Source organism: Nonomuraea sp. NPDC002799 (assembly GCF_053592075.1).
This window is the reverse complement of sequence record NZ_JBSFVA010000005.1, coordinates 110,474-135,806: the sequence shown is the minus strand read 5'-3', so window position 1 is coordinate 135,806 and position 25,333 is coordinate 110,474. Positions and strand designations below refer to the sequence as shown.

The window sequence follows — 25,333 nt, the reverse complement described above, 5'->3', positions numbered from 1 at the left end:
CTCCCTAGGGTTGGGGGGATTCCGCTATGACCGTGACCGCGCCGGCCGCGACGGTGACCGAGCCGTCATGGCGGACGCCGTCGAACAGGCTCGTGCCGGTCACCCCCTCGACCGTCACGGGCGCGTCGCCGTGGTTGATCAGGAAGACGTGGCCGCCCCTGCGCACCAGTTCGAGGGTGTCGGGCAGGCCACGCGGGCGCGGCACGCCCGCGTGGTCGAGCACCTGGCCGAGCAGGTCGCGCAGGCCGGTCACGGGAGCCGTGGCCAGATACCAGGCCGTGCCGGCGCCCAGGTCGTGCCGGGTGAAGGCGGGGTGGCCCGCGTCGGGTCCGTCCGCGAAGTCCCGTACGGCGACCGCGCCGGCCGCCCGGACCCGCTCCGACCAGATCCGCGCGGCCTCTCCCGAGGTCAGGGTCACGCTCTCGTGCTCGCGCAGGGGGTGGAACTCCTCGATCGACAGGCCGAGCAGCTCGCGCAGCGCGCCGGGGTGGGCGCCCGGGTGGATGGTGTCGTGCTCGTCCACGATGCCGGAGAAGTAGGACACCAGCAGGTTGCCGCCCGCTTCGACGTACCGGTGCAGGTTCTTGGCGGCGGCCTCGGCCAGCAGGTACGAGCTCGGCGCCACCACCACCCGATACCCCGAAATATCAGCGGAAGGGTGGACGAAGTCCACCGTGACGTGCTCCCGCCACAACGCCTCGTAGAAGGCGTCGATCCGCTCACGGAAGGTCAGATCGACCGACGGCCGCCAGTCCAGCTCCAGCGCCCAGTACGCCTCCCAGTCCCACACGAGCGCCACCTCGGCCCGCACCCGGCCGCCCCGCACCCCGGCCAGCTCACGCAGGTCGGCGCCGAGCCGCACCACCTCGCGCCACTGCTCGGAGTCGGTCCCCGCGTGCGGCACCAGCCCCGAGTGGAACTTCTCCGCCCCGAACCGCGAGGCTCTGAACTGGAAGAACAGCACGCTGTCCGAGCCGCGGGCGACGTGCGCGAGGCTGTTGCGGCGCATCTCGCCCGGCCGCTTGGCGATGTTGCGCGCCTGCCAGTTGACCGCCCCCGCGGAGTGCTCCATCAGCATCCACGGCGCGCCGCCCGCCACCGAGCGCGCCAGGTCGGCCGACATGGCCAGGTCGATGTGGTTGTCGGGCTGCTCGGCCCGCAGGTAGTGGTCGTTGGCGATCACGTCGAGCTCGCGGGCCCACTGCCACAGGTCGGCGGACTTGCAGTTGACGGTGCCGGCGAAGTTCGTGGTCACGGGCAGGCCAGGGGTGATCTCGCGCAGGATGTCGCGCTGCAGCGTGTAGTGCGCGCGGTGCTCGCCGTCGCTGAAGCGGGCGTAGTCGAGCCGCTGGGCCGGGTTGACGACCGTGTGGTTGAAGCGGGGGGCGTCGATCTCGGACCAGTCGGTGTAGGACTGGCCCCAGAAGGTGGCGCCCCAGCTCTCGTTCAGCGCCGGGAGGTCGCGGTAGGTGTGCCGGAGCCAGTCGCGCCAGGCGGCCACGCTGTGCTCGCAGTAGCACTCGCCGAGCGGCGCCCCGTACTCGTTGTGCACGTGCCACATCGCCACGGCGGGATGGCCCCGGTAGTGCTCGGCCATCGCCCGCACCAGGCTCGCGGTGGCCTCGCGGAAGGCCGGGGCGCTGGAGCAGGCGCTCTGCCGGCCGCCGAACCCGATCCGCGTCCCCTCCCTGGTCACCGGGAGCGAGTCGGGGTGCCGGGCGACGAACCAGGCGGGCGGGGCGGCCGTCGGCGTGGCCAGGGCCACCGAGACGCCGCCCGCGTGCAGCCGGTCGAGGATCTCATCCAGCCAGCCGAACTCGTAGCGCCCGCGCGCGGGCTCCATCGGCGCCCAGGAGAACATGCCCAGGCTGACGAGGTTGACGCCGGCCTCGCGCATCAGGGCCACGTCCTCCTCCAGGACCTCGCGTGGCCACTGCTCTGGGTTGTAGTCCCCGCCAAAGGCGATACCGGCAGGACGCTCCGGATACATCCATCCCCCTAGAGATTCTTCTGTGAACGTGCACAGTAATCCTCACCTCGGCACCAGGGGAACCGCTACCGGCAAATTGCTTGCTGCAGCAGGAGGTTAACGAGAACGTAACGACCCCTTGACGGCTATTTCGCGGCTGTTCCACTCTGTGCACGTTCACAGAACCTTCTGGAGGTACGCATGCGCGCCCACCCCCTTGGAGCAGCCCTGGCCGTCGTGCTCACGGCCACCCTCGCGAGCTGCGGCTCCAGCGAACCCGCCGAACCCGGCGCCGGCCCCAAGGCGGCGCAGAGCCGGACGGCCGCCGCCCAGGGACCCGTCAAGCTCACGTACTGGACCTGGGCCCCCAACATGGACAAGGTCATCGCGGGCTGGAACCAGAGTCATCCGGACATCCAGGTGACGGTCAGCAAGCAGGCCGGCGGCGACGACGCGGCCGCCAAGTTCCTCACGGCGGCCAAGGCCGGCAACCCGCCGGACCTGGTGCAGGCGGAGTATCAGCACCTGCCGTCGTTCATCGCCGCCGACGCGGTGGCCGACGTCAAGGCGGAGACCGCCGCGATCAAGGGCCAGTTCAGCGAGGGCCTGTGGGGCCTGGTCACCCTCGGCACCGACGCCGTCTACGCGATCCCGCAGGACAGCGGCCCGATGATGCTCTTCTACCGCAAGGACCTGTTCGACAAGTACGGCCTCGCGGTCCCGAAGACCTGGCAGGAGTACGGCGAGGCCGCCCGCACGGTCCGCGCCAAGGACCCGAAGGCCTATCTCGGCACGTTCTCCAGCAAGGACCCGGGAGCGTTCACAGGCTTGGCCCAGCAGGCGGGGGCGCAGTGGTGGTCGATCAGCGGCGAGTCGTGGAAGGTCGACATCGCCGACGAGCCCACCAAGAAGGTCGCCGACTACTGGGGCGCCCTGGTCAAGGAGGGCGCGATCGACGACATGCCGTTCTTCACCCCCGAGTGGAACAAGGCGCTCAACGACGGCAAACTGCTGACCTGGCCGTCGGCGATCTGGGCGCCGGGCGTGTTGTCGAGCAACGCGCCCAAGGCCAAGGGCAAGTGGGCCGTGGCTCCGCTCCCCCAGTGGAACGCGGGCGAGAGCTTCAGCGGCTTCTGGGGCGGCTCGTCGGTCGCCGTGGCCGCCAAGTCGCCGAACAAGGCCGCTGCCGCGCAGTTCGCCACCTGGCTGAACACCGACCCCGCGGCTCTGGACCTGCTGGTCAAGGAGGCCGCGATCTACCCGGCCTCGACCCAGGCGCAGGCGGCGCTGACCCAGGCGCCCGACTACTTCTCCACCCAGCCCGACTTCTGGCAGCAGGCCGCGGCCGTGTCCGCCGGGGCGCGCGGCTTCACCTTCGGGCCGAACGTCGGCGTGACCTACAACTCCTTCAAGGACGGCTTCGACAAGGCGCTGCAGAACAAGTCGCCGTTCTCCGAGGCCGTGCAGGGCATGCAGGACGCCACCGTCGCCGACATGCGTAAGTCCGGCTTCACGATCGCGTCATGAAGCGCTCGGAGAGGGGGGCGTGGCCGTACCTGTTCCTGACCCCCGCGATCGTGCTGTTCACGCTCTTCCTCGCCGTGCCCATCGGCTACACCGCCTATCTGGCGATGCGCCGTACCAGGGTCTCCGGGCTCGGGCTGGGCAGGGGCGCGCGCCGGGAGGTCTACGTCGGGTTCGACAACTTCTCGGCCGCGCTGACGGACGCCGAGTTCTGGAGCGGTTGGTTGCGGGTGCTCGGCTACGGCACGCTGGTGCTGGTCGTCATGCTCGGGCTCGCGCTGCTGTTCGCGCTGCTGCTGGACACGGCGCGGGTGCGGCTGGCCCGCTTCTCCCGGATCGCGATCTTCCTGCCGTACGCGGTGCCCGGGGTGGCGGCCACGCTGCTGTGGGGCTTCCTCTACGTGCCCTCGCTCAGCCCCATGCGGCAGATCCTGGACATCGACTTCCTGGGCGCGACCACCATCACCTACTCCATGGCGAACGTGGCGGTGTGGGGCGGGACCGGCTTCAACATGCTCGTGCTCTACACCACGCTCCGGGCGATCCCGCGCGACCTGTACGAGGCCGCGCGGCTCGACGGCGCCTCCGAGCTGCAGATCGCCGTCCGCGTCAAGATCCCGATCCTGACCCCGGCGATCATCCTCACCACCGTGTTCTCGATCATCGCGACCGTCCAGGTCTTCACCGAGCCCACCGCGCTGCGCCCGCTGACGAACACGATCAGCTCCACGTGGAGCCCGCTCATGAAGGTCTACCGCGACGCGTTCGTCACCGGCGACCTGTACTCGGCCGCCGCCACCTCGATCGTCATCGCGGCGATCTCGCTCGTCCTGTCGTTCGGGTTCCTGCGCGTCGTCCGCGACCGCGCCTTCGGGGAGGGCTGATGGCCGGGGTCACCGCCACCACCACGCACCGCCGGGCGCGCGCGTCCGCGCGCGTCCCGCTCGGCCTCGCGCCGACCGGGCTGCTCCTGCTGGGCGCGATCTACTGCCTGTTCCCGGTGTGCTGGGTGATGATCGCGGCCACCAAGTCGCCCGGCGAGCTGTTCACCACCTCGACGCTCTCCTTCGGCACCGGCTTCCTCGACAACGTGACCGAGCTGTTCGCCTACCGGGACGGCGTGTACTGGTCGTGGGTGGTCAACACGCTGCTGTACGCGGGCGGCGGCGCGCTGCTGTCCACCGTCGTCTCGGCCGTCTCGGGATACACGCTGGCGAAATACCGCTTCCCCGGCCGGAACCTGATCTTCAACCTGCTCATCGGCGGCATCCTGGTGCCGGCCGTGGTGCTGGCGGTCCCGCAGTATCTGCTGTTCTCCAAGATCGGCCTGGCCGACAGCTACTGGGCCGTGCTGCTGCCGCAGATCCTGCACCCCTACAGCATCTACCTGGCCCGCATCTACGCCACCGCGGCCGTCCCCGACTCGCTGCTGGAGGCGGGCCGCATCGACGGGGCCGGCGAGTGGCGCCTGATGTCGCGGGTGGCGATGCCGCTGATGGTGCCGGGCATGGTGACGATCTTCCTGTTCCAGTTCGTGGCGATCTGGAACAACTTCCTGCTGCCGTTCATCATGCTCGGCGACGACGGCAAGTTCCCGCTGACGGTCGGCCTCTACACGCTGCTGGCCGCCGGCGCGAACCAGCCGTCGCTCTACAACCTGATCCTGACGGGCGCGTTCCTGTCGCTCGTGCCGCTGATCGCGCTCTTTCTCACGATGCAGCGATACTGGAGGACCGACCTGTCCTCCGGAGCCGTGAAATGAAGCGCCCTACGATCCACGATGTCGCCGCCGCCGCGGGCGTCTCCCGCGGCACGGTGTCCCGCCTGCTCAACGGGGACAAATATGTGAGCCCGGCGGCGCGCGTGGCCATCGAGCAGGCCATCTCCGAGACCGGCTACGTCGTCAACCGGGCCGCCCGCAGCCTGGTCACGCAGCGCACCGGGTCGGTCGCGATGGTGTTGTCGGAGCCGCACGAGAAGTTGTTCGAGGACCCCAACTACAGCACGCTCATCCGGGTCGCCATCAGGATGCTGGCCGAGCGGGACCTGTCGCTGGTGATGATGATGGCCGGCGACGAGGGCGACCGCGAGCGGGTGGTCCGCTACGTGCGCGGCGGCCACGCCGACGGCGTGCTGCTGGTCTCCACGCACGCGGGCGACCCGCTGCTCGACGCGCTGCGCACCGGCCCGCCCGCGGTCTCCTGCGGCGCGGTCATCGGGCGCGAGACCGTCATCCCGTACGCCGCCGCCGACGAGCGCCTCGGCGCCCGCCAGATGACCGAATACTTCGTCGGCCTCGGCCGCCGGCGGATCGGCATGATCACCGGGCCGATGGACACGCCGGGCGGCATCCAGCGGCTCGAAGGCTTCGCCGACGTGCTCGGGCGCAAGGCCACCCAGAAGCTGATCGCCCACGGCGACTGGACCCAGGCCAGCGGCGAGCGCGCGATGACCGAGCTGCTGGCGCGCGCGCCCGACGTCGACGCGGTCTTCGTGGCCTCCGACCTGATGGCGGCGGGGGCGCTGGCCGCGCTGCGGGCCGCGGGGCGGCGGGTGCCTGACGACGTGGCCGTGGGCGGGTTCGACGACTCCTCGGTGGCGATCTCGACGCATCCGCCGCTGACGACGATCCGGCAGCCGCTGGCCAGGATGGCGCAGGAGACCGTCCGGTTGTTGCTGGCGCTGATCGACGGGGCCGGGCACGTGGAGCCGGTGATACTGCCGACCGAGCTGGTGATCCGGGAGTCGGCCTGACAGCATGCCGGGCAAATGCCGAAAAACTCGGAAATGCTGGGCTTGACGAGCGTACGATCTTGCGAACCGTCTCTCCGACGCAGGCTAAGGAGCCGACCGTGGCCGACAGCGAGCAGGAGCGCGCGCCGCAAGGGGTGGACACCACCAGACCCAGCGTCTCCCGTGTCTACGACGTCATGCTCGGCGGCAAGGACAACTACGAGGTCGACCGCCAGGTGGCCGCGAGGGCGCTGGAGATAGCGCCGGACGCGCCCGAGGCGGCCAGGGCCAACCGGGAGTTCCTCGGCCGCGTGGTGCGGTTCCTGGCGGCGGAGGCCGGCATCCGGCAGTTCCTGGACATCGGGTCCGGGCTGCCGACGCAGGGCAACGTGCACGAGATCGCCCAGTCCACGGCCACCGGCACCCGGGTCGTCTACGTCGACCACGACCCGATCGTGCTCGTCCACGGCCGCGCCCTGCTGGCGGTCGACGACGACACCGCGATCGTGGCGGCCGACCTGAGGGAGCCCGAGGCCATCCTGGCCCATCCGGACGTGCGGCGGCTCATCGACTTCGGCGAGCCGGTCGGGTTGCTGATGTTCGCGATCCTGCACCACCTGACGGACGCCGAGGACCCGGCCGGGACCGCCGCGCGCCTGATCCGGCACCTGCCTGCGGGCAGCTACCTCGCGCTCTCCCACTTCCACAACCCGGGCCCGGCCCTCCCGGAGGTGTCCGAGCAGGCGTTCGAGGCCGAGAAGATCTTCAACGAGACGCTGGGCACGGGCCGCTGGCGCACCCGCGAGGAGATCCTGACCTACTTCGACGGCCTGGAGCTCGTGCGGCCGGGCCTGGTGCCGCTGCCGGAATGGCGTCCTGACTCCGGCGATCAGGCGGAGCCCGGCATCACCTATCACACGTTCGTCGGAGCGGTCGCCCGCAAGCCCTGAGGCCGCCGGTCGGAGCGGTCGCCCGCAAGCCCCTGAGGCCGCCGGTCACCTCGCGCCCGCGTACACCCAGCGCCCCTCGAACCGGACGAACCGGCTGAGCTCCTCCATCTCGCCCGGCCGGCCGCGATCGACGTAGTGGGCGCGGAAGCGCACGGTGCCCTCGGTGTGCACGACGCTGCCGCCGGTGCACTCCAGCACCTCCAGCCGCAGCCACCGCACCTTCTTGTCGAGGTCGAGCCGGGCCGGACGGTCGTCCGGATGCCAGGTGCGCAACAGGTAGGCGGCGTCCGCGACCCCGAAGGCGCTGAATCTGGAGCGCATCAGCCGCTCGGCGGTGGCGGCCACGCCCTCACCGCGGTGCAACCTGCCGCAGCAGTCCTGGTAGGGGGCGGGCAGGCCGCAGAGACAGGAACGAGGCATGCGCCCATTCTGCCCTGACCCAGGCGATGAGCCGCTCCAGGACCGGACGCCCTCACTGCCCTCCTACGGTGCCCCGAGGCGGGCGGTCAGGTCGCTGAGGGTGGCGCCGAGCGGGGCGTCCAGGGTGAGCGCGGCGTCGGCGTCGCCGCCGGTCGGCCCCTGGTTGACGATGGCGATCGGGATGCCCAGCTCCGCCGCCTTGCCGACGAACCGCAACCCCGACTTGACCGTCAGCGACGACCCGAGCACCAGCAGCGCCCGCGCCCCCGCCACGAGCGCGAAACACTCGTCCACGCGCAGGCGCGGCACGTTCTCGCCGAAGAAGACCACGTCGGGCTTGAGCAGCCCGCCGCAGCCCGCGCAGTCCACCACCTGGAACCCGGCGACCTGCGCGTCGCTCAGCACCGCGTCACCGTCGGGGTTGATCACACCGGCGGCCTCCCAGCCGGGGTTGGCCTCCCGCAGGCGGCGCTCCAGCTCGGCGCGCGGGGTGCGCTCCCGGCACGACAGGCAGACCACCCGGTCCAGCCCGCCGTGCAGCTCGATCACCCGCCGTGCCCCGGCCGCCTGGTGCAGGCCGTCGACGTTCTGGGTGATGATGCCGGTCAGCAGTCCGCGCCGCTCCAGCTCGGCCACGGCCCGGTGGCCGGTGTTGGGGCGGGCCAGCCCCATCTGCCGCCAGCCGACGTGGCTGCGCGCCCAGTAGCGCCGCCGTGCCTCCGCGCCGCCGACGAACCGCTGGTAGGTCATCGGCTCCGCCGGCCTGGCGCGGCCCGTCGGCCCCCGGTAGTCGGGAATCCCCGACTCCGTCGACAACCCGGCCCCGCTCAGCACCGCCACGCCTCCCCCACCGACCAACTCGGCCAGCACGGCGGGCGCGGCCGCGACCGGGTGCCTCATGGTGCTTCCTGTCACATGTCCATGGTGCCCGACGCCACGACCTGCCCGTCCCCCGGCCTCGGTGGCCGGTTCCGAACGCCACGACCTGCCCGTCCCCCGGCCTCGGTGGCCGGTTCCGAACGCCACGACCTGCCGTCCTCCGTCCCCGGTGGCCGGCTGCGAGACCATGACCACCCGCGCGCCGGGTGCCGCGATCCCCTCACCCGCCGTCTGCGGGCTCCCCTCGGACGAAGCACCCGAGACGCAGCTCAGCGCACTGCCCCTCGCCGTCCACCCGCCACCACGACGCGTCCGGCGCGGGCAGCATCTCGGTGACGATCACCTCCGCGGGTTCGCGCCTGGCCAGGTCCTCGACCGCGAGCGGATCGCAGAAATCGACGTAGAAGGGCCGGGACTCGGCGGGATGCCGGACGAACACGTGCCGGGGCAGACCGTGTTCGCCGCGTAGCCGATGCACGGCCAGCCATCGGTCGAAGGCGTCCGCGCCGCGTTCCGCCGGCAGCGGCAGACGCCATCGGGCCCGCTGATAGACGACGTCGTCGATCATGACGCGCGGCGTGCGCGCGCCCAGATCGACGAGTACGGGCGCGAGCGCGGGCAACGACACCGCCCGATACGCCTCCGTGCTGACGTCGCCCGGATGGAGCCGCATCCGCCGCCCGCGTACGTCCACCGCGTCGCCCCGGGCGGGCACCCGCACCTGCGCGACGGGAACCACCTGCTCACGCGGCTTCACCGACCACCCGCCCGCCTCGATGGAGAGCCCCGGCGGCTCGGGCGCCGGCCGCGACGCGCTCCGTGGCCGGACGACCGTGGCGGCGCCCTCGCGTGGCACTAAGCGGGCGGCTCGCTCGACGTAGGCGTCCCAGAGCAGGTCGGGCGCGGAATGCAGCCCGCTTTCCAGACCCGCGTAGAGGAAGCCGCAGTCGTGGTGCAGCTCCGACAACACCCAGGTGGCCGTGGCCAGATCGGCGCCGGCCGCCATCAGCCCGGGGCCTGGCATGCAGGGATCGAGCCGCTCACCCGCCCGTGCCCACAACCCGGCCGTGGCCGCCGCCACGTCGCGGCTCCTCAGCCGGACGACGTCCTGCCCGTGCGCCGCCGCCTCGGAGACGAGCCCGGCGAAGATCTCGCCGAGCGCTCTCGTCCGTACCGGGGTGCCCGTGTGGAGGTCGGCGGCGGCCAGCCTGGCCAGCGATCCCGGACGGCCGCCGAGCGCCGCCCGCACCGCGTCCCTCGCATCCTCCCGGGCGAGCAGCGCGGCCAGCGAGCAGAGCGGCAGCACCGCCGTCAGCGCCGCCCGCAACCGCGCCAACGCCGCACCGCCGATGGTGACACGCTCGCTGTACGGGCTCGTCCTCCGCTCATCGAAGATCTGCCCGGCCTCCGGCGCCTGCCCGCGCTCTTGGCGCCCGAGGCGGCCGCCGAGCTCCTCGGCGACCCGCCCTGCTTCCTCGAACCACCGGGCCCGCTCCGGCCAGGGCGCGGCCGCGTACCGATCGCGAAGCCCGGCCAGCCTCGCCACGCCGACCAGCGCAGGCGAGAGGCCGCCGAGAGAGCGCGGGCCGACGGCGGCGAGGTCGGTGAGCGGAGTCAGGCCGGCCGCGCCGAGCGGACGCGGACCGGCGGCGGTGAGGGGACGCGGGCCGGCGGCGAGGGCGAGGGCGGTGAGCGGACGGGGCTCGGCGGCGGCCAGCCGGTGGCGGGAGACGACCACGGCCACCCCCAGCTCGCGAACGTGCCCGGCGACGGTCTCCGGCCCGAGGCCGAGCTCGGCGCCCAGCTCGGCGACGGTCCGCCCGCCGCCCGCCCCGCAGACGGCCCGCCACAACGACAACGCCGGCTCCGACACCCGCACCCGGACGCCGTCGGGTACGTGTTCCAGCATGGGCGCCCAGCCGTGCAGGGGCGGCTCCCGATACACCGGGCTCGGCCACACGCGCAGCTCCGGCTCCGGTGTGCCCCGGTCGAGCGCGACCCGCAGCCGCTCGCTCAGCCAGTCACCGGCCTCGACGGCCACCCGCGCGCCCCCCGGCTCGCCGACGTGCAGCGCGGCGGGGCTCTCCGGGTCGAGCCGCGCGTACAGCACGGGCCCGGCGGCGTTCCCGCAGGTGGCGGCTAACCGGCGCAGGTGCCGGTGGGCGGTCGCCGTGAGCAGCCGCGACCGCCTGGCCGTGCCGTCGCCGGGACGCCGGGCCAGTGGATGCCGGACGATCGCCTGGTAGAAGCCGGGGTCGGCGAGGAAGGCGCCGTGGCGTACGGCTTCGTCGTCGTAGGCCTCGGCGACCTTGCGGCGCGCGACGAGCCAGGCGGCGGCGTGGGCGCTCCTGGCCGCGGCCCGCGCCGAACCGGCGGCGACGACGGCGCACTGCCAGCGCCGCACCCACTCTCCGAGCCCGAGCGACTCCAGCAGGCGGATCTCGTCGCCGCTCAGCGGCGCGCCGGCGCGTACGGTTCTGAGGCAGCGCCTGGCCACGGCCCGCTGCTCGGGCGGCAGGCCCAGCACGGACTCGCGCAGGGCGGCGGCACTGCGCTCGAAGCGGCGGCGGTCGGCGGCCAGGCGGCGCTGGGCGGCGAGCAGGCGCTCGGTGAGGCGGCGCAGATCGGGGTGGCCCAGGCCGTCGAGCAGCCGGACGGGCAGCCCCGTGGTGCGCATCAGGACCCAGGGATGCACCTCGACGACCAGATCGCCGCCCCCGGCGGGCATCCGCCAGCGCAGCTCCCCCGCCGGGCCGCGGTCACCATCGCGCTTCAACGACGCCTCTTCTGGATGTCTCATGACCACTCCCCTCACCCCCGCAACACGCCGGCCGCGGCCAGCTCGCTGGTCAGCCGCCGCCGGGCCGGCTCGGTCAGCCCGTCGAGCGCGTGCGGATCATCGGCCGCCAGCCGCGCGACCGGCACCACCTGTCCCTGGCCCAGCCGGAACGACCGCCACGACCGCAGGCTGACCGCGAACGTCTCCGCCCCGTCGGACCCGCCTCCCGCGACCACCTCCGCGCAGGGATCCCACGCCGGAACGGAATCAGGACCGGCGCCGGAAGGGGCGGCGCCGGGCGGCCCACCGGCGACGGAACAGGCGGCGAGCCGCCCGGGCAGCAGCCCGGGAAGCCGCCCCAGCCACTTTTTGATCACGGCCGTGACCTCGTACCCCCGCATGGTGTCGGGCGCGTCGAAGTCGATCCACCGCGCCAGGTCGTCGCCCGCCTTGGGCGGGAAGCGCAGGCTCTGCCCGGCCCACGCCGACCGGATCCCCATCCGGAACGGCCGCAGCCCCGCCGCCCGCACCCCGCCGGCCCCGTCGGCCAGCAGCTCCAGCGACTCCCCCACGACGCCCGCGTCCATGCCCGGCGCTCCCACCACCAGCTCACACGTCACCGGCACGTCCGGCGCGATGGCCGCCATCAGCCGCCGCAGGCTCACGGTCATGCCCGTCGTCCCGGTGACGGCGGCGAGGAAGTCGATGCGCGTCACGCTGATCGTCAGGCCGCGGCAGCGGGCCAGCGTCTCCTCGGTGAAGGTGTTCACCCGCACCACGTCGAGCCGTCCCGCCCACGGTCCGCGCTCGGGCGGCCGGCGGGCGCCGGTGACCCAGCGCACGCGTTCGGCCGGGCCGGTGTCGCGCGCCTGCCACTGCGGGCTGATCACCCGCGCCGGCGACCAGGCCAGCCACCGGACCCCGGCCAGTTCGGGCACCCGCCGCAGCGCCGCGACGTGCTCGGCCACCAGCCGCCCGCAGAGCGTCACCCGCGCCGCCCCCAGGGCCCGCACCAGCGCGAACGCGGCCGGCAGTTGCCGCTCGGCGTCGATCACGACGTAGGCCCGCCGCCCTTTGGCCACCTCGCCGGCCAGCTCGATCTCGGGCCGGAACAGCTCGCACCGCCCGGCCGCCCCGAGCACGTCCCGGCTGCTCTGCGTGCTGCCCTCGGCCAGCGTCAGGTCGTCGATGGTGAGCCGGACGGCCGGGTCGCGGGCCAGCTTGAGCGCGGCGCCCACCGCTCTCAGATGCGCGTCGTCGAACGCCTTGCGCTCCAGGATGGCCGCCGCCGCCCGCCCGAACAGCGCGTGCCCGCCGTCGGGCGCGGCCCGCAGGGCCGCCGGGTCGGCCAGGCGCTCGACGACGCGCGCGTTGAGGTCGAGCACCTCGGTCCCGGCGGGGGACAGGATCTCGGTGGTGAAGTCGGTGAGGGGAGGAACGACGAGCAGATCCATCAGCAGCCCTCTCGCGGCCAGGGGTAGGGGTGCGGTGCCAGGGCGGAGGTCGAGTCCGCGCAGGAGGGCGGAGGACCGCCCGCCGGTCTGAGGTAGACGCAGCGCAACTCGGCGGCGAAGTGCTGCCCGGCGTCACGCAGCCAGCACTCCCCCGGCCCCGGCAGCGTCTCCGTCAGGGTGAGCCCGCCGCCCGCCAGGTGGGCCAGGCCCTCGATGAGCGCGGGCGAGCGGGTGTCCACGTGGATCGGCCGGCGCTCGCGCGGGGAGGAGGCGAAGAACGTCTGCGGCAGCTCGTGGGCCGCGCGCAGCCGCGCCATGGCCAGCAGCAGCTCGCGGTCGCCGGCGGCCTGCCCGATCGCTTCGAAGTCCGCCGCCCCGATCCGCCAGCGCCGCCGCGAGATGACCACGTTGTCCCAGGTCAGCCGGGGCACCAGGGGGAGGTCGCGCAGGTCGGGGCGGCGGATCCTGGGCAGGGCGAGCGCCGTGTGCAGCGCGGTGTCGTGCTCGCCGTTGTGGAACAGCAGCGGCTCCTCCATCCCCTCGGCCCGCAGGACGGCGTGCCGGCCGTCGCTGCGCACGTACAGCTCGTGCAGCCCGATGCGCCGCCGCTCCGGGTCGGCCGCCACGCCGCCGAACTCCAGCACCGGGCCGGGGAACTCCAGCGGCGGCGGCCCGCCAGTGCGGGGGGAGATGGCGTTCAGCGCGGTGAACCCGGTGAGCGCCCGCCTGATCGCCGCGTCCCTGGCCGCGACGAGCGCGGCCCCGTCCGGGTGGAACTGCGTGTCCCACGGTGTGAGCAGCGCCGCGTCGTGCAGGTCGCCGAGGATCAGGGGGGTGATGCCCGGCTCGTACGCCGCCGGCGACGGCGCGGCCACCAGCACGTCGGCCGCGCACAACACGGGCGCGGCCGGGGCCGGGGGGTCGCCGAGCAGGCCGGCGAGGTCGAGGCGGGTGGTGCCCGGCGGCGCGGCGCGCACGAGGGCGGCGATCCGCTCCGCGAGCCGGTCGCCGTACTGGATCCGCAGGTCGCCGGCCGCGCGCAGCACCTCCGCCATCGCGAACGTGCCCCTGCCGAGCCGCCCGGCGAGCAGCCGGTTGGTGCGCAGCCTGGTCTGCTCGGCCTCCTCGGCGAGCAGGTCGAGGACCCGTGGCACGCGGCGTTCGAGGTCGGCGGCGAGCGCGTCGCCGACCTCGACCCGCAGCGTGCCGGCGGCGGCCTCGTACACGATGACGTGGTCGTCGCCGGCGCGCTCGTCGCCGGATCGGCCGTCGCGCCGCCCGCCGCCGGCCAGGGACCCGATCCGGCTCTGCAGGGCCAGCTTCACGTCGGCGGAGGCGGCGGGATAGCGGCCGAGCAGCTCGGCGATCTCGGCGACGCGGCGCCCCACCGGCAGGCCGCTCGCCGGCGCGGGCCGCAGCCCCGCGAGGACCCGTCTTCGTTGCGGGGGCACGCCCGGGGCGAGCCCGCGCCCGGGCACCGTCGTGATGCCCCGGAGGTCGCGCCCGGTCACGGGGCCCTGGGGAACGCCGGAACCGCCCGCGGACCGGACGGTGTCCCTGCCCGAGCCGTGCCGGCCGGTCTCGCCCGGTTCGGCGGGCAGCCGTTCGCGCAGCCAGCCGAGCGGGTCGGGGATGGTGGCGGGCGGGCACAGGTCGTGGGTGAGCAGCCCGCGCCGCACGGCCACGGCCAGCGCGGCGGCGGCGCGTTCCAGCCCGGTGCCCGACTCGGCGGCGATCTCGGCCAGCGTGCGGGTCCCGTCGCAGTGCCCGACGAAGGCCGCCCCGTCGGCCGGTGCGCCCGCCCCCGTCCTGCGCCGTGGCACCAGCCCGGCGACGAGTGCGGGATCGGCCAGGATGCGCTGCTGGAGCGCCTCCCCCACCCGGGCCGCCGGGAACGCGACGCGCTGGGGGCAGTCCTGGTGGCCCGACCAGATGTAGCCGCCGGCCCGGCCGGGCTCGATCCGCCCGTAGTTGATCGGGCCGGACGCGCAGGTGGCGCCGAGCCGCTGCACGTGGGCGGCGAGCCGCCGGCGCAGCTTGGCCTCCTTCGTCCCCCGCCGCAGATCGCGGTAGAGGCCGGGTGAGGTGCACACGAGCGCGTCGAGGAAGCGTTCGTCGGCCACCACGCCGGCCACCGCCGCCCGGGACAGCGCCGAGTCGCCCGAGACCACGCCCGCCAGGGTGAGCCGGGCCTCGTCGAGCTGTCCGGTCACCCGGTTCCAGTCCGCCAGCCAGCCGCCGGGCGCGGGCGCGTCCCGCGGCAGCGGGCGCAGGTCGCGCAGCCGGTTGCGCAGGCCGCGCGGCAGCCGCCCGCCCCCGGGACGGGTCTCCTCCGCCGGGGCGCCGTGCCGGGCGAGCAGGTCGAGCGCCTGCCGCTCCAGCCGTACGACGTCCGTGGCGGCCTCCGCCGCCCGAGGGTAGATCAGGGACAGGACGAGCTCCCAGGGGAACCCGGCGCTCCGGACGATCACGCTCGGCAGCAAGGTCCAGTCGTGTTCGCTCACACGGTCACCGGCCTCTCCCTTTCCTGACAGAAATTGTGCGCGTGCTTCTCAACTCAGATGCTTACAAGATCATTTTGCCCTGTCAATGCATTCAGAGATTAAAAGTAAATGAGAGTTGATCACTCTTAGCAATCGCACCGCAGGGAAAATTACCCGTCAACATCAACAAACCCCGCCATATAGGGCAGAGCTGTTTACTTTCCGTAGTCACCCACCTATCCTGCCTGTACAGCGGCACCGGCGACATGCGGCCATGAATACGTCGCGCCCCAATCATTGGACCGCCGAAACGCGAATTCCCGCGTTTTCCGCCGCGCCCCCGATAATCGCGCGTATTCTCCCGGCCCCATTCAGCAAGGGCAAGGTGGGGTCAAAGGGGCGCGCCATCGCGGATGCGGGGAGCCCCGGCTGATAGAAGGTGATACCGGGGGTGAAGGGAGTCGTGACAGGTGCCGAACGGCGGCGGCGCGGGCTGAGCCTGCTCTCGACGCCGGTCTTCGTGGCGGGGCTGGTCGTCGTCACCGTGGTGATCGCCGGGCTGGACACACTGACGCACACGTCGGTGCGCCTGCTGCCCCTGCTGGTCTTCCTGCCCGCGATCGCCTCGGGACTGGGCACCGTGGCGCAGACCGTCGTCGCGTCGATCTGGGCGCTGCTGGTGGTCACGGGACTCCTGCTCTACGTGGGCGCGGAGGCCGACGACACAGGGCTGGCGGCCGTCTTCACCGCGCTGTTCGGGGTGCTGAGCGTGCTGGGCTGCCGATTCCGGGTGCGGCGCGAGGACGAGGTGCGCCGGCTGCGCTCCGCCTCGGCGGCCCTGCAGCGGCAGCTCGTGCGCCCGCTGCCGCTGCGCACCAAGAACGTGATCGTCGACGGCCTCTACCTGCCGGTGGAGGAGGACACGACGGTGGGCGGCGACATGTACGAGGTGGCGCCCCACCCGAACGGCACCCGGCTGCTGATCGCCGACGTGCAGGGCAAGGGCCTGCCGGCGATCGGGACCGCGCTGGCCGTGCTGGGGGCCTTCAGGGAGGCGGCCTACCGGGAGAAGACGCTCACCGGCCTCGTCGACGCCCTGGAGAACGCCGTCGTCCGGCAGAACACCTTCGCCGCCCAGACCGGCGAGCCCGAGCGCCTGGTCACCGCCCTCGTGCTCGACATCGGCCGGGCCCGGCTGGTCGAGGCGGTCAACTGCGGGCACATCGCCCCCTACCTCATCCAGGACGGCGACGTCCAGCAGGTCAGCCTCGGCGAGCCCGCCGTCCCCCTCGGCCTGGCCGCGCTGACGCCGGCGCGGCGCCGGCACACCTGGTTCGCCTTCCCCGCGGGGACGAAGCTGCTGCTGTGCACCGACGGCGTGACCGAGGCCCGCGATCCCGCGGGCCGCTTCTACCCGCTGGAGGAGCGGCTGCGCGTGTGGGCGGGCGACCCGCCGCGGCGCCTGGCCGAGTCGCTCGTGAGCGATCTGCGGCGCTTCACCCGGGCGGCGCCGCGCGACGACATCGCGATCCTGACGATCCGCAGGTCCGACCGGCGCGCCGGGTCATGAACGGCCGGGCATGACCAAGACCCGCAGATCTGGTGAACCACTCCGGTCATCGGCGCGTACCTCCACACATCGGACATGGTCCATGGAGGTGTCGTGGAGCTCAGCCTCTTGCGTGCGCAGGCGCACAGCCCGTCGTACTTCTCACTCATGCGCAGCTCCTCGGGAGAGCGCGCCCCGGTGGACTTCTGCATCCCGTGCAACCCGTATTTCCCGACCCCGGACATTTTCGACCACCTCGGCAGAAACCTGGAGACGATCCTCAAGTTCTATCCGAGCGACGCGGGCACGATCACCGAGGAGCTCTGCTCCACCCTCGGGCTCCATCCCAAGACGGTCGCCATGGGCAACGGCTCGACCGAGCTGATCACCTGGATCGACCACCTGCTGGTGCGCGAGAGCCTGGCGGTGCCGATCCCGACCTTCGGCCGCTGGACCGACCAGCCGCTGGAGACGGGCAAGCGGGTGGACATGTACCCGCTGATCGAGAGCCGCAACTTCGCGCTCGACGTGAACGACTACGTCTCGTTCATCCGCATGCGCGGCTCCCGGGTGGCGGTGATCTGCAACCCGAACAACCCCGACGGCGGCTACCTGCCCAAACACGAGGTGGTGCGGCTGCTCGACGAGCTGATCGACCTGGACCTGGTGATCGTGGACGAGTCGTTCGGCGACTTCGTCGACGCCGAGCCGTACCCGGGGGTGGCCGCGGAGGCCGCCGTCCGCCCGAACGTGATCGTGCTGCGCAGCCTGGGCAAGAACTTCGGCCTGCACGGCATCAGGTTCGGCTACATGGTCGCCAACCCGGCGCTGGCCGCGCGCGTCCGCGACGCGCTGCCGAAGTGGAACCTCAACTCCTTCGCCGAGATCGTGGTGTTCATGATGCGGCAGTTCATGGCCCAGTACCACGAGAGCCTGCGGCATCTGAACGCCGACAGGCGGGCGATGTTCCAGCAGCTCAGCACCATGCCCGGACTGTCGGTGTTCGCCTCGCAGGGCAACTTCCTGCTGGTGAAACTGCCGCCGGGGCACGACGGGGTGCCCCTGCGCGACCACCTGCTCAGCGAGCACGGCGTGTACGTCCGTGAGTGCGGCAACAAGCTGGGCACGACCAGTCAGTTCCTGCGGCTGGTGGTGCGCCCGCAGGAGGACGTGCGGCGGCTGCTGATCGGGATGACGCAGTTCCTGTATTCGGGCAGCCTGCACGAGATCCCGGTCATCGGCCTGCACCACCGGCACGTCAACCCCCTGTCGGCGTGATCGCGGCCATCGTCTGAAGCGCCCGTGGGAGTGCGCACGGGACCGAGCCTGGCGAGGAGCCCGTCCCCGTATGTTGTACGGTACAGCGTACGGGAACGGCTCCGTGTAGGCTGTCCCGGCTATCCCCTTACGGCATAAACAATCAGACGATGGAAGGTCTCGTGGTCGTCTTCAACCGCCAGGCAGCCCAGCACCACGATCACAGCGCCGCCGACAGCCACGACCTGATCCAGGTCCGCGGCGCCAGGGAGAACAACCTGAAGGGCGTCTCCCTCGACATCCCCAAGCGGCGTCTCACCGTCTTCACCGGAGTCTCGGGCTCCGGCAAGTCCTCGCTGGTCTTCGACACGATCGCGGCCGAGTCGCGCCGGCTGATCGACGAGACCTACACGGCGTTCGTCCAGGGCTTCATGCCCAGCCTCGCCCGCCCCGACGTCGACTCCCTGCGCAATCTGAGCGCCGCGATCATCGTCGACCAGGAGCGGATGGGGGCCAACGCGCGCTCCACGGTCGGCACCGCCACCGACGCCCACACCATGTTGCGGATCATCTTCAGCCGGGCCGGCCGGCCCTACGCCGGCTCCGCCTCCGCCTTCAGCTTCAACCGCGCCGAGGGCATGTGCCCCGAGTGCGAGGGCCTGGGCAAGACCTCCGACATCGACGTGGACGAGCTCGTCGACCGCGGGTTGTCGCTGAACGAGGGGGCCATCAAGGTCCCGGGCTTCGCGGTCGACACCTGGTACTGGCAGGTCATGGCCAATTCGGGCCTGTACGACCCGGACGTCAAGCTGCAGGACTTCACCCCCGGGCAGTGGGAGGACCTGCTCCACAAGCCCGCCACGAAGATCAAGTACGGCTCCAACACCTTCACCTACGAGGGCCTGATCATCAAGGTCAGGCGGCAGTACCTGGCCAAGGACCGCGAGTCGATGCAGGCCGGGGCGCGGGCGTTCGCCGACCGTGCGGTCAAGCTCGTCCACTGCCCCTCCTGCGACGGCACCCGGATCAACGAGGCCGCGCGCGCCTCCCTCATCGACGGCCGTAACATCGCCGGCTGCGCGGCCATGCAGATCAACGACCTGGCCGCCTTCGTCCGCGGCATCGGCGACCCCTCCGTCGGCCCGGTGCTGGAAGGGCTGGGCTCCACGCTCGACTCGCTGGTCGAGATCGGGCTCGGCTACCTGAGCCTCGACCGCGAGTCCGCCACCCTGTCGGGCGGCGAGGCGCAGCGGGTGAAGATGGTGCGCCACCTCAACTCCAGCCTGACCGACGTCACCTACGTCTTCGACGAGCCCACGGCCGGGCTGCACCCGCACGACATCCAGCGGATGAACCAGCTCCTCCTCCAGTTGCGCGACAAGGGCAACACGGTGCTCGTCGTCGAGCACAAGCCGGAGACGATCGAGATCGCCGACCACGTCGTCGACCTCGGCCCCGGCGCGGGCACCGACGGCGGCCGGCTCTGCTACGACGGCGACCTCGACGGGCTGCGCGCGTCGGGCACCCTCACCGGCCGCTACCTCGACCACCGGGTACGGCTGCGCGAGCACACCCGCGAGCCGGCCGGGCACCTGGCGATCACGGGCGCCACCCTGCACAACCTCAAGGACGTGAGCGTCGACATCCCGCTCGGGGTGCTCACCGTGGTCACCGGCGTGGCCGGGTCGGGCAAGAGCTCGCTGATCCACGGCTACCTGTCGGGCCGGGACGGCGTGGTCGTGGCCGACCAGTCGCCGATCCGGGGCTCGCGCAGGAGCAACCCGGCCACCTACACCGGCCTGCTCGACCCGATCAGGACCGCCTTCGCCAAGGCCAACGGCGTCAAGGCCGGCCTGTTCAGCGCCAACTCCGAGGGCGCCTGCCCGGCCTGCAAGGGCGTCGGCCTGATCTACACCGACCTGGTGATGATGGCCGGGGTGGCGTCGGTGTGCGAGAAGTGCGAGGGCAAGCGGTTCACGCCGCAGGTGCTGACGTACACGCTGCGCGGCAAGAACATCAGCGAGGTCCTGGCCATGCCGGTGGCCGAGGCCCGCGCGTTCTTCACCACCGGCCAGGCCCGCACCGTCCTCGACCGGCTGGCCGCGGTCGGCCTCGGCTACCTGGGGCTCGGCCAGCCGCTCACCACGCTGTCCGGCGGCGAGCGGCAGCGGCTCAAGCTCGCCATCCACATGGCCAGGAACGGCTCCACGTACGTCCTGGACGAGCCCACCACGGGCCTGCACCTGGCGGACGTGGACCAGCTCCTGGCGCTGCTCGACCGCCTGGTCGAGGACGGCAACACGGTGATCGTGATCGAGCACCACCAGGCCGTGATGGCGCACGCCGACTGGATCGTCGACCTCGGCCCCGGCGCGGGTCACGACGGCGGTCAGGTGGTGTTCGCCGGCACCCCGGCCGAGCTGGTCGCCACCGGCTCCTCGCTCACGGCGATCCACCTGCGCGCTTACGTGGCCCAGGACTAGCCGCCCGGAGACCCGCACGCCGGCCGTTCTGGCGGCTCTGAGCCGCCAGGCGCGCCGTGGCCCGTTCTGGCGGCTCAGACCGCCAGGCGGGCCAGCACTCGGGCGAAGTCGGGCGGGGGCGCCACCACGAGCCTGATCTGCCCGCGCCGGGTGACGATGTCGGCCCTGATGAGCGTCAGCTGCCCGTCATGCCACCAGTAGACCTGCGGGCTCAGCCCCTCCGTGCGCGCCGCGTGCACCCGCAGCCGCTCGATGGCCCGCACCACGCCGATCCCGTCCACGGGATGCACCAGCAGCGTGTACGGGTCGGGCAGCACCACCAGCGCCCCGTCGGCCGGCACGGCCAGATAGTCGCCGAGCCAGCGCAGATGCGTGGCCGCGGCGGGGGTCATGCCGGTCAGGCGCGTCACCGGGGTGCCGGAGAGCTCGATCTGCTCCAGGCTCAGGCGCTCGTTCCGCCGTACGTTGGCCACGGCCAGGTCGAGCGCGCGCGCCGTGGGCACCGGCCAGCAGCCGGCCTCCTCGGGCCGCACCGCGCGGGAGCCGGCGGTGAGCAGCTCGACCAGGTCGGCGTTGAGGTGGCGGCCCACCACCCTGGTCAGGTCGGGGACCTCGTCCACGGCCTCGACCCGGATCCGCAGCAGCGGCATCGCCTGCTCCAGATCGCAGACGTCCAGGCGATCGCCGGCGGTGGCGACGGCGTGCGTCAGGTGCTCGGAGGCCAGCATGGGCCAGTCCTCCCTGGCTCTGCGCCCCGCCTCGCGCCGCAGCCCGGTGAGTCTGACGACCAGCTCCTCGTCGCCTGCGAGCCTCCCTCTGAGGGTCACGGAGGAGCCGTCATGGGCGAACTCGAAAGAGTATCCGAGGGACTCCGCGACGAGGGCGAGCAGCGAGTCGAGATCGACGTCCTCGACCGACCGGCGCGAGGGCTCGCGGCCACGCTTGAACAAACTCACGTGCCGTGTCCCTTTCTGTCGGATTCGTCCCTCCTACCTTGCCCGCTTCCCATTGCGGTTCGGACCAGCCAGGGAGCACGATTCGGTATCGATAACCCCAACTTCCCCCAGCCACACGCTCATCTGTGGTGAACCGTGCCCCACGGGAAGCCCCGCCAGCACGGGCACGCCGAGCGGCAGCAGGCGATCGGCCAGCACCGGATGGGGATCGCCGCAGCCCACCCATGAGCCGAGCGCGATCCCGCGCACCCCGTCGAACACCCCCGCCTGCAGGAGCTGGGTCAGCATGCGGTCGATCCGGTACGGCTCCTCCCCGATGTCCTCCAGGAACGCCAGCCGCCCGCCGAACGACGGTTGCCACCGCGTGCCGCACATCGAGGCCAGCAGCGACAGGTTGCCGCCGGTGAGCACCCCTTCGGCGCGGCCCGGCGACACCACCCGGTCGCCCAGGACCGGCGCGGCCGTGCCGAACAGGGCGGCCCGCAGGCTCTCCCAGGTCAGCGGCTCCGGGCCGGTCTCCGACCCGGAGAGGACGTCGCAGGCGGCCATCGGCCCGTGCAGCGTCGGCACGCCCAGCTCGATGGCGAACGCGTTGTGCAGCGCCGTGATGTCGCTCGACCCGATGAGGACCTTGGGGCCCGCGGCGCGCATCGCGTCCCAGTCGAGCAGGCCGAGCAGGCGGCCGGCGCCGTACCCGCCCCTGCTGCAGAGCACCGCGGAGACGGCCGGGTCGCACCAGGCGGCCTGCAGGTCTGCGGCCCTGGCGGCGTCGCCGCCCGCCAGGTAGGGAAGCTCCTGCCGGTCGAGCACGTGCGCGCCGGCCGTCACCTTGAGCCCGAGCCCCTCCAGGCGCTCGATGCCGCGCCTGAGCAGCGCGGCGTCGGGCGGCCCCGACGGCGAGACGATCGCGACGGTGTCACCTTGCTGCATCGATCAGCTCCTGTACGAGTGCGGGTGGCCGGCCCCGCGGCCCCCGATGGCCGGCGCGGCCGGAATCCGGGAGATGCCCGCTTCGGTAAGCACCGACACCGGCATTGGCTCCTTCACGCGGGAAACGGTGTCACACTTACCTGTCGTATGCGACTTCCGCCCCACATCCTCGTGGTCAACGGCATCAAGGTCCGCCGGCCGGTCTTCCTGATCGGCGCCCCGCATTCCGGCGCGGACCTGCTCGCCCGTGCCGTGAAGAGAGCACCCGGCTTCCACGTGACGATGGGGCGCGCGAGCGTGGCGCACGTGGTCTACGCCTTCGCCCGCAAGCCGTCCATCGCCGCCACCTCGGGGGCCGTGCGCGTCCTGCGCGACGCGTTCGCCGAGTCGTGGCAGGTGCTGCCCCGGTCCTGCGGCGCGTGCGCCGAGCCGTGCAGGGAGGCCGGCGGCGTCACCGGGAACGGCCCGTGCGTGGCGGCGAGCGACGTCACCCGCTTCGGCGACGGCAGCCCCGACCTCATCTACAGCGCTCCCGTGCTGCTCCAGGCGTTCCCCGACGCCCGTTTCGTGCAGCTCATCCGCGACGGCCGCGACGTCGTGACCGGCATGCTCGACGATCCGGCCTGCCTGGCCTGGTTCAAGCCGTCGATGCTGGCGGAGCGGCCCGAGTTCCCCAACGCCTTCCTCGGGGTCAACAAGGACGAGCACCTCGACCGGTGGAAGGGCATGCCGGTGGCGGGCAAGAGCGCCCTGCGCTGGCGCAGCGCCGTGCGCCTGAGCGCCGAGCTGCGCAGGACGCTGCCCGCCGAGCAGCTCCTGACGCTGCGCTACGAGGACCTGGTCGGCAAGCCGGCGCAGTCGGTGGCCACGCTGGCGGAGTTCCTGGAGACGCGGGTGCCGAAGGTCGTCCTGTACGGCAGCGACGTCCCCAAGGCCGGCGTCTGGCGCACCCGGCTCCGCCAGGAGGACCTGGAGCTGGTGGAGAAGGTGGCCAGGGAGGAGCTCAGGCGGCTGGGCTACCTGACGAGCTGAACTGCGTGCGGTGCAGCTCGGCGTAGAGCCCGCCGCGGGCCAGCAGCTCCTCGTGGCGGCCGCGCTCGGCGACGCGGCCGTCGTGCACCACGAGGATCTCGTCGGCCTCCCTGATCGTCGACAGCCGGTGGGCGATGACCAGCGACGTGCGCCCCTTCAGCGCGGTCTTCAGCGCCACCTGCACGGCCGCCTCCGACTCGGAGTCGAGATGGGCGGTGGCCTCGTCGAGCACGACCACGCGCGGCGCCTTGAGCAGCAGCCGGGCCAGCGCGATGCGCTGCTTCTCGCCGCCGGACAGCCGGTAGCCGCGGTCGCCCACGACGGTGTCGAGCCCGTCGGGCATGCCCTCGACGAGATCACCGATCTGCGCGGCCCTGAGAGCCCCCCAGATCTCCTCGTCGGTCGCCTCGGGCCTGGCATAGCGGAGGTTGGCCCCGATCGTGTCATGGAAGAGATGGGCGTCCTGCATGACCACGCCCACGGAGTCGCGGAGCGAGTCGAGCGTGGCGTCGCGCACGTCGAGGCCGTTGAGGCGCACGGCGCCCTCGTTGACGTCGTAGAGACGCGAGACCAGTGAGGTCATCGTGGTCTTGCCCGCGCCGGAGTGGCCGACGAGGGCGATGAGCCTGCCGGGACCGGCGGTGAAGGAGACACCCTTGAGCACCGGCTGCGAGGGGCCGGTGTCCTGCCTGGCCACCGACTCCAGCGAGGCCAGCGAGACCTCCTCGGCGGCCGGATAGCGGAAGAACACGTCGTCGAACTCGATCGTCACGGGCCCGCCGGGCACCGGGACGGCGCCGGGTCGCTGGGCCACCATGGGCTTGAGGTCGAGGATCTCGAAGACGCGGTCGAAGCTCACGAGCGCGGTCATCACGTCGACGTGCACGTTGGACAGCGCCGTGAGCGGGCCGTACAGGCGCATCAGCAGCGCGGCCAGGGCCACCAGCGTGCCCAGCTCGAAGACGCCGGAGACGGACAGGACACCCCCGATGCCGTAGACCAGGGCGGTGGCGAGCGCGGCTACGAGGCCGAGTGCGACCCGGAACACGGTGCCGTACATGCCGACCGTCACGCCGACGTCCCGCACCCTGGCGGCCCGGCCGCCGAACACCGCCGCGTCGTCCTCCGGGCGGCCGTAGAGCTTGGCGACCATGGCGCCCGCCACGTTGAACCGCTCGGTCGTGACCGAGCTCATCTCGGCGTCGAGCTGCATCTGCTCGCGGGTCAGCACCGACATCCGCCGGCCGACGTATTTGGCGGGCACGATGAAGACCGGCAGCAGCACCAGCGCGGCCAGCGTCACCTGCCACGACAGCACGAGCATGGCGCCCAGCACCAGGACCAGGCTGACCACGTTGGACACCACGGACGACAGCGTGCTCGTCAGCGCGCGCTGGGCGCCGATCACGTCGGTGTTGAGCCTGCTGACCAGCGCGCCGGTCTGGGTCCGCATGAAGAAGGCCACGGGCATGCGCTGCACGTGATCGAACACCTCGGTGCGCAGGTCGTAGATCAGGCCCTCGCCGATGCGCGCCGAGAACCACCGCTGGACCAGCGTCAGCCCGGCGTCGACCAGCGCCAGCACGCCGATCGCCACGGCCAGCCCGACCACGACACCCGGCCGCTTGGGCAGGACGCCGTCGTCGATGATCGCCTTCATCAGCAGCGGGCCCGCGATCACGATCACCGCGCCCGCGACGACCAGCGCCAGGAAGGCCGCGATCTGCCGCTTGTACGGCCCGGCGTAGCGCGCGATGCGCCGCACCGTGCCGGGGCGCAGCCGCTGGCCGGCCACCGAACGGTCACGGCGCCATGACGCCATCGTCTGGGGGCCGAAGCCCCCTCCCATCATCGCCATACGGGGGACCCTCCTTCTTCCCCCGGCACAGCGCCGCCGAGGCGCAGCGCGATTCCCGGGTCAGCTCACCGCGTAAC

The 25,333-nt window shown here is 72.5% G+C and carries 18 protein-coding genes; 9 read left to right on the top strand and 9 right to left on the bottom strand.

All coding sequences use genetic code 11. From position 1 onward, the window contains the following. Positions 1-4: 4 nt before the first annotated feature. Complete coding sequence (locus ACWD0F_RS12095) at positions 5-1,990, bottom strand: beta-galactosidase (protein WP_449874511.1); 1,986 nt, start codon at positions 1,988-1,990, stop codon at positions 5-7. 180 nt (positions 1,991-2,170) lie between these two features. On the opposite strand from ACWD0F_RS12095, the gene ACWD0F_RS12090 reads away from it, so the two are divergent. From ACWD0F_RS12090 to ACWD0F_RS12070, 5 genes are all read left to right on the top strand, one after another. Beyond that, positions 2,171-3,496, top strand: coding sequence for an ABC transporter substrate-binding protein (locus ACWD0F_RS12090; protein ID WP_449874509.1), 1,326 nt, complete (start codon positions 2,171-2,173; stop codon positions 3,494-3,496). Next, positions 3,493-4,377 (top strand): carbohydrate ABC transporter permease, encoded by an 885-nt coding sequence (locus ACWD0F_RS12085; RefSeq protein WP_449874507.1) that lies wholly within the window; start codon positions 3,493-3,495, stop codon positions 4,375-4,377. The genes ACWD0F_RS12090 and ACWD0F_RS12085 overlap by 4 nt, the downstream gene beginning before the upstream one ends. Continuing rightward, positions 4,377-5,255: a carbohydrate ABC transporter permease gene (locus tag ACWD0F_RS12080; RefSeq protein WP_449874505.1), complete on the top strand. Its 879-nt coding sequence runs from the start codon at positions 4,377-4,379 to the stop codon at positions 5,253-5,255. The genes ACWD0F_RS12085 and ACWD0F_RS12080 overlap by 1 nt, the downstream gene beginning before the upstream one ends. After that, on the top strand, positions 5,252-6,247 hold the full coding sequence (locus tag ACWD0F_RS12075) for a LacI family DNA-binding transcriptional regulator (RefSeq protein ID WP_449874503.1): 996 nt from the start codon (positions 5,252-5,254) through the stop codon (positions 6,245-6,247). Before ACWD0F_RS12080 ends, ACWD0F_RS12075 begins: the two co-directional genes overlap by 4 nt. A 98-nt stretch (positions 6,248-6,345) precedes the next feature. Next, positions 6,346-7,176, top strand: coding sequence for an SAM-dependent methyltransferase (locus ACWD0F_RS12070; protein ID WP_449874501.1), 831 nt, complete (start codon positions 6,346-6,348; stop codon positions 7,174-7,176). Between the two features lie 45 nt (positions 7,177-7,221). On the opposite strand, the gene ACWD0F_RS12065 is transcribed toward ACWD0F_RS12070, so the two are convergent. From ACWD0F_RS12065 to ACWD0F_RS12045, 5 genes are all read right to left on the bottom strand, one after another. After that, positions 7,222-7,596: a YchJ family protein gene (locus ACWD0F_RS12065; protein WP_449874499.1), complete on the bottom strand. Its 375-nt coding sequence runs from the start codon at positions 7,594-7,596 to the stop codon at positions 7,222-7,224. 63 nt (positions 7,597-7,659) lie between these two features. Beyond that, the gene (locus tag ACWD0F_RS12060; protein ID WP_449874497.1) at positions 7,660-8,496 is read right to left on the bottom strand and encodes an NAD-dependent protein deacetylase; all 837 of its coding nucleotides are present in this window, start codon (positions 8,494-8,496) and stop codon (positions 7,660-7,662) included. Positions 8,497-8,695: 199 nt separating this feature from the next. Next, positions 8,696-11,275: a hypothetical protein gene (locus tag ACWD0F_RS12055; protein WP_449874495.1), complete on the bottom strand. Its 2,580-nt coding sequence runs from the start codon at positions 11,273-11,275 to the stop codon at positions 8,696-8,698. Between the two features lie 11 nt (positions 11,276-11,286). After that, entirely contained in the window at positions 11,287-12,708 is a 1,422-nt protein-coding gene (locus ACWD0F_RS12050) for a hypothetical protein (protein WP_449874493.1), read from the bottom strand. Then, positions 12,708-15,212, bottom strand: a complete 2,505-nt coding sequence (locus tag ACWD0F_RS12045) for a hypothetical protein (protein WP_449874491.1) — start codon at positions 15,210-15,212, stop codon at positions 12,708-12,710. Before ACWD0F_RS12045 ends, ACWD0F_RS12050 begins: the two co-directional genes overlap by 1 nt. 442 nt (positions 15,213-15,654) lie before the next feature. On the opposite strand from ACWD0F_RS12045, the gene ACWD0F_RS12040 reads away from it, so the two are divergent. From ACWD0F_RS12040 to ACWD0F_RS12030, 3 genes are all read left to right on the top strand, one after another. Next, complete coding sequence (locus tag ACWD0F_RS12040; protein WP_449874489.1) at positions 15,655-16,761, top strand: PP2C family protein-serine/threonine phosphatase; 1,107 nt, start codon at positions 15,655-15,657, stop codon at positions 16,759-16,761. 93 nt (positions 16,762-16,854) lie between these two features. Beyond that, a complete protein-coding gene (locus ACWD0F_RS12035) occupies positions 16,855-18,018 on the top strand; it encodes a pyridoxal phosphate-dependent aminotransferase (protein WP_449874487.1) in 1,164 nt (387 codons plus the stop codon). 149 nt (positions 18,019-18,167) lie between these two features. Further along, on the top strand, positions 18,168-20,480 hold the full coding sequence (locus ACWD0F_RS12030; RefSeq protein WP_449874485.1) for an ATP-binding cassette domain-containing protein: 2,313 nt from the start codon (positions 18,168-18,170) through the stop codon (positions 20,478-20,480). A 74-nt stretch (positions 20,481-20,554) separates the two neighbouring features. On the opposite strand, the gene ACWD0F_RS12025 is transcribed toward ACWD0F_RS12030, so the two are convergent. Together ACWD0F_RS12025 and ACWD0F_RS12020 are read right to left on the bottom strand one after the other, a co-directional pair. Next, positions 20,555-21,436, bottom strand: a complete 882-nt coding sequence (locus tag ACWD0F_RS12025; protein WP_449874483.1) for a hypothetical protein — start codon at positions 21,434-21,436, stop codon at positions 20,555-20,557. Positions 21,437-21,469: 33 nt separating this feature from the next. Then, complete coding sequence (locus ACWD0F_RS12020; RefSeq protein WP_449874481.1) at positions 21,470-22,366, bottom strand: S66 peptidase family protein; 897 nt, start codon at positions 22,364-22,366, stop codon at positions 21,470-21,472. Positions 22,367-22,513: 147 nt separating this feature from the next. On the opposite strand from ACWD0F_RS12020, the gene ACWD0F_RS12015 reads away from it, so the two are divergent. Beyond that, a complete protein-coding gene (locus ACWD0F_RS12015; RefSeq protein ID WP_449874479.1) occupies positions 22,514-23,398 on the top strand; it encodes a sulfotransferase family protein in 885 nt (294 codons plus the stop codon). Here the strand turns inward: ACWD0F_RS12015 and ACWD0F_RS12010 are convergent. Beyond that, complete coding sequence (locus ACWD0F_RS12010) at positions 23,370-25,256, bottom strand: ABC transporter ATP-binding protein (RefSeq protein ID WP_449874477.1); 1,887 nt, start codon at positions 25,254-25,256, stop codon at positions 23,370-23,372. The two genes, ACWD0F_RS12015 and ACWD0F_RS12010, sit on opposite strands and share 29 nt — an antisense overlap. Positions 25,257-25,333: the final 77 nt, after the last annotated feature.

Bases quoted from the DNA above. Each gene is read 5' to 3' on its own strand.
- ACWD0F_RS12095 (WP_449874511.1), bottom strand. From the start codon at position 1,990: ATGTATCCGGAGCGTCCTGCCGGTATCGCCTTTGGCGGGGACTACAAC.
- ACWD0F_RS12090 (WP_449874509.1), top strand. From the start codon at position 2,171: ATGCGCGCCCACCCCCTTGGAGCAGCCCTGGCCGTCGTGCTCACGGCC.
- ACWD0F_RS12085 (WP_449874507.1), top strand. From the start codon at position 3,493: ATGAAGCGCTCGGAGAGGGGGGCGTGGCCGTACCTGTTCCTGACCCCC.
- ACWD0F_RS12080 (WP_449874505.1), top strand. From the start codon at position 4,377: ATGGCCGGGGTCACCGCCACCACCACGCACCGCCGGGCGCGCGCGTCC.
- ACWD0F_RS12075 (WP_449874503.1), top strand. From the start codon at position 5,252: ATGAAGCGCCCTACGATCCACGATGTCGCCGCCGCCGCGGGCGTCTCC.
- ACWD0F_RS12065 (WP_449874499.1), bottom strand. From the start codon at position 7,596: ATGCCTCGTTCCTGTCTCTGCGGCCTGCCCGCCCCCTACCAGGACTGC.
- ACWD0F_RS12060 (WP_449874497.1), bottom strand. From the start codon at position 8,496: ATGAGGCACCCGGTCGCGGCCGCGCCCGCCGTGCTGGCCGAGTTGGTC.
- ACWD0F_RS12055 (WP_449874495.1), bottom strand. From the start codon at position 11,275: ATGAGACATCCAGAAGAGGCGTCGTTGAAGCGCGATGGTGACCGCGGC.
- ACWD0F_RS12050 (WP_449874493.1), bottom strand. From the start codon at position 12,708: ATGGATCTGCTCGTCGTTCCTCCCCTCACCGACTTCACCACCGAGATC.
- ACWD0F_RS12030 (WP_449874485.1), top strand. From the start codon at position 18,168: ATGGAAGGTCTCGTGGTCGTCTTCAACCGCCAGGCAGCCCAGCACCAC.
- ACWD0F_RS12020 (WP_449874481.1), bottom strand. From the start codon at position 22,366: ATGCAGCAAGGTGACACCGTCGCGATCGTCTCGCCGTCGGGGCCGCCC.
- ACWD0F_RS12015 (WP_449874479.1), top strand. From the start codon at position 22,514: ATGCGACTTCCGCCCCACATCCTCGTGGTCAACGGCATCAAGGTCCGC.
- ACWD0F_RS12010 (WP_449874477.1), bottom strand. From the start codon at position 25,256: ATGGCGATGATGGGAGGGGGCTTCGGCCCCCAGACGATGGCGTCATGG.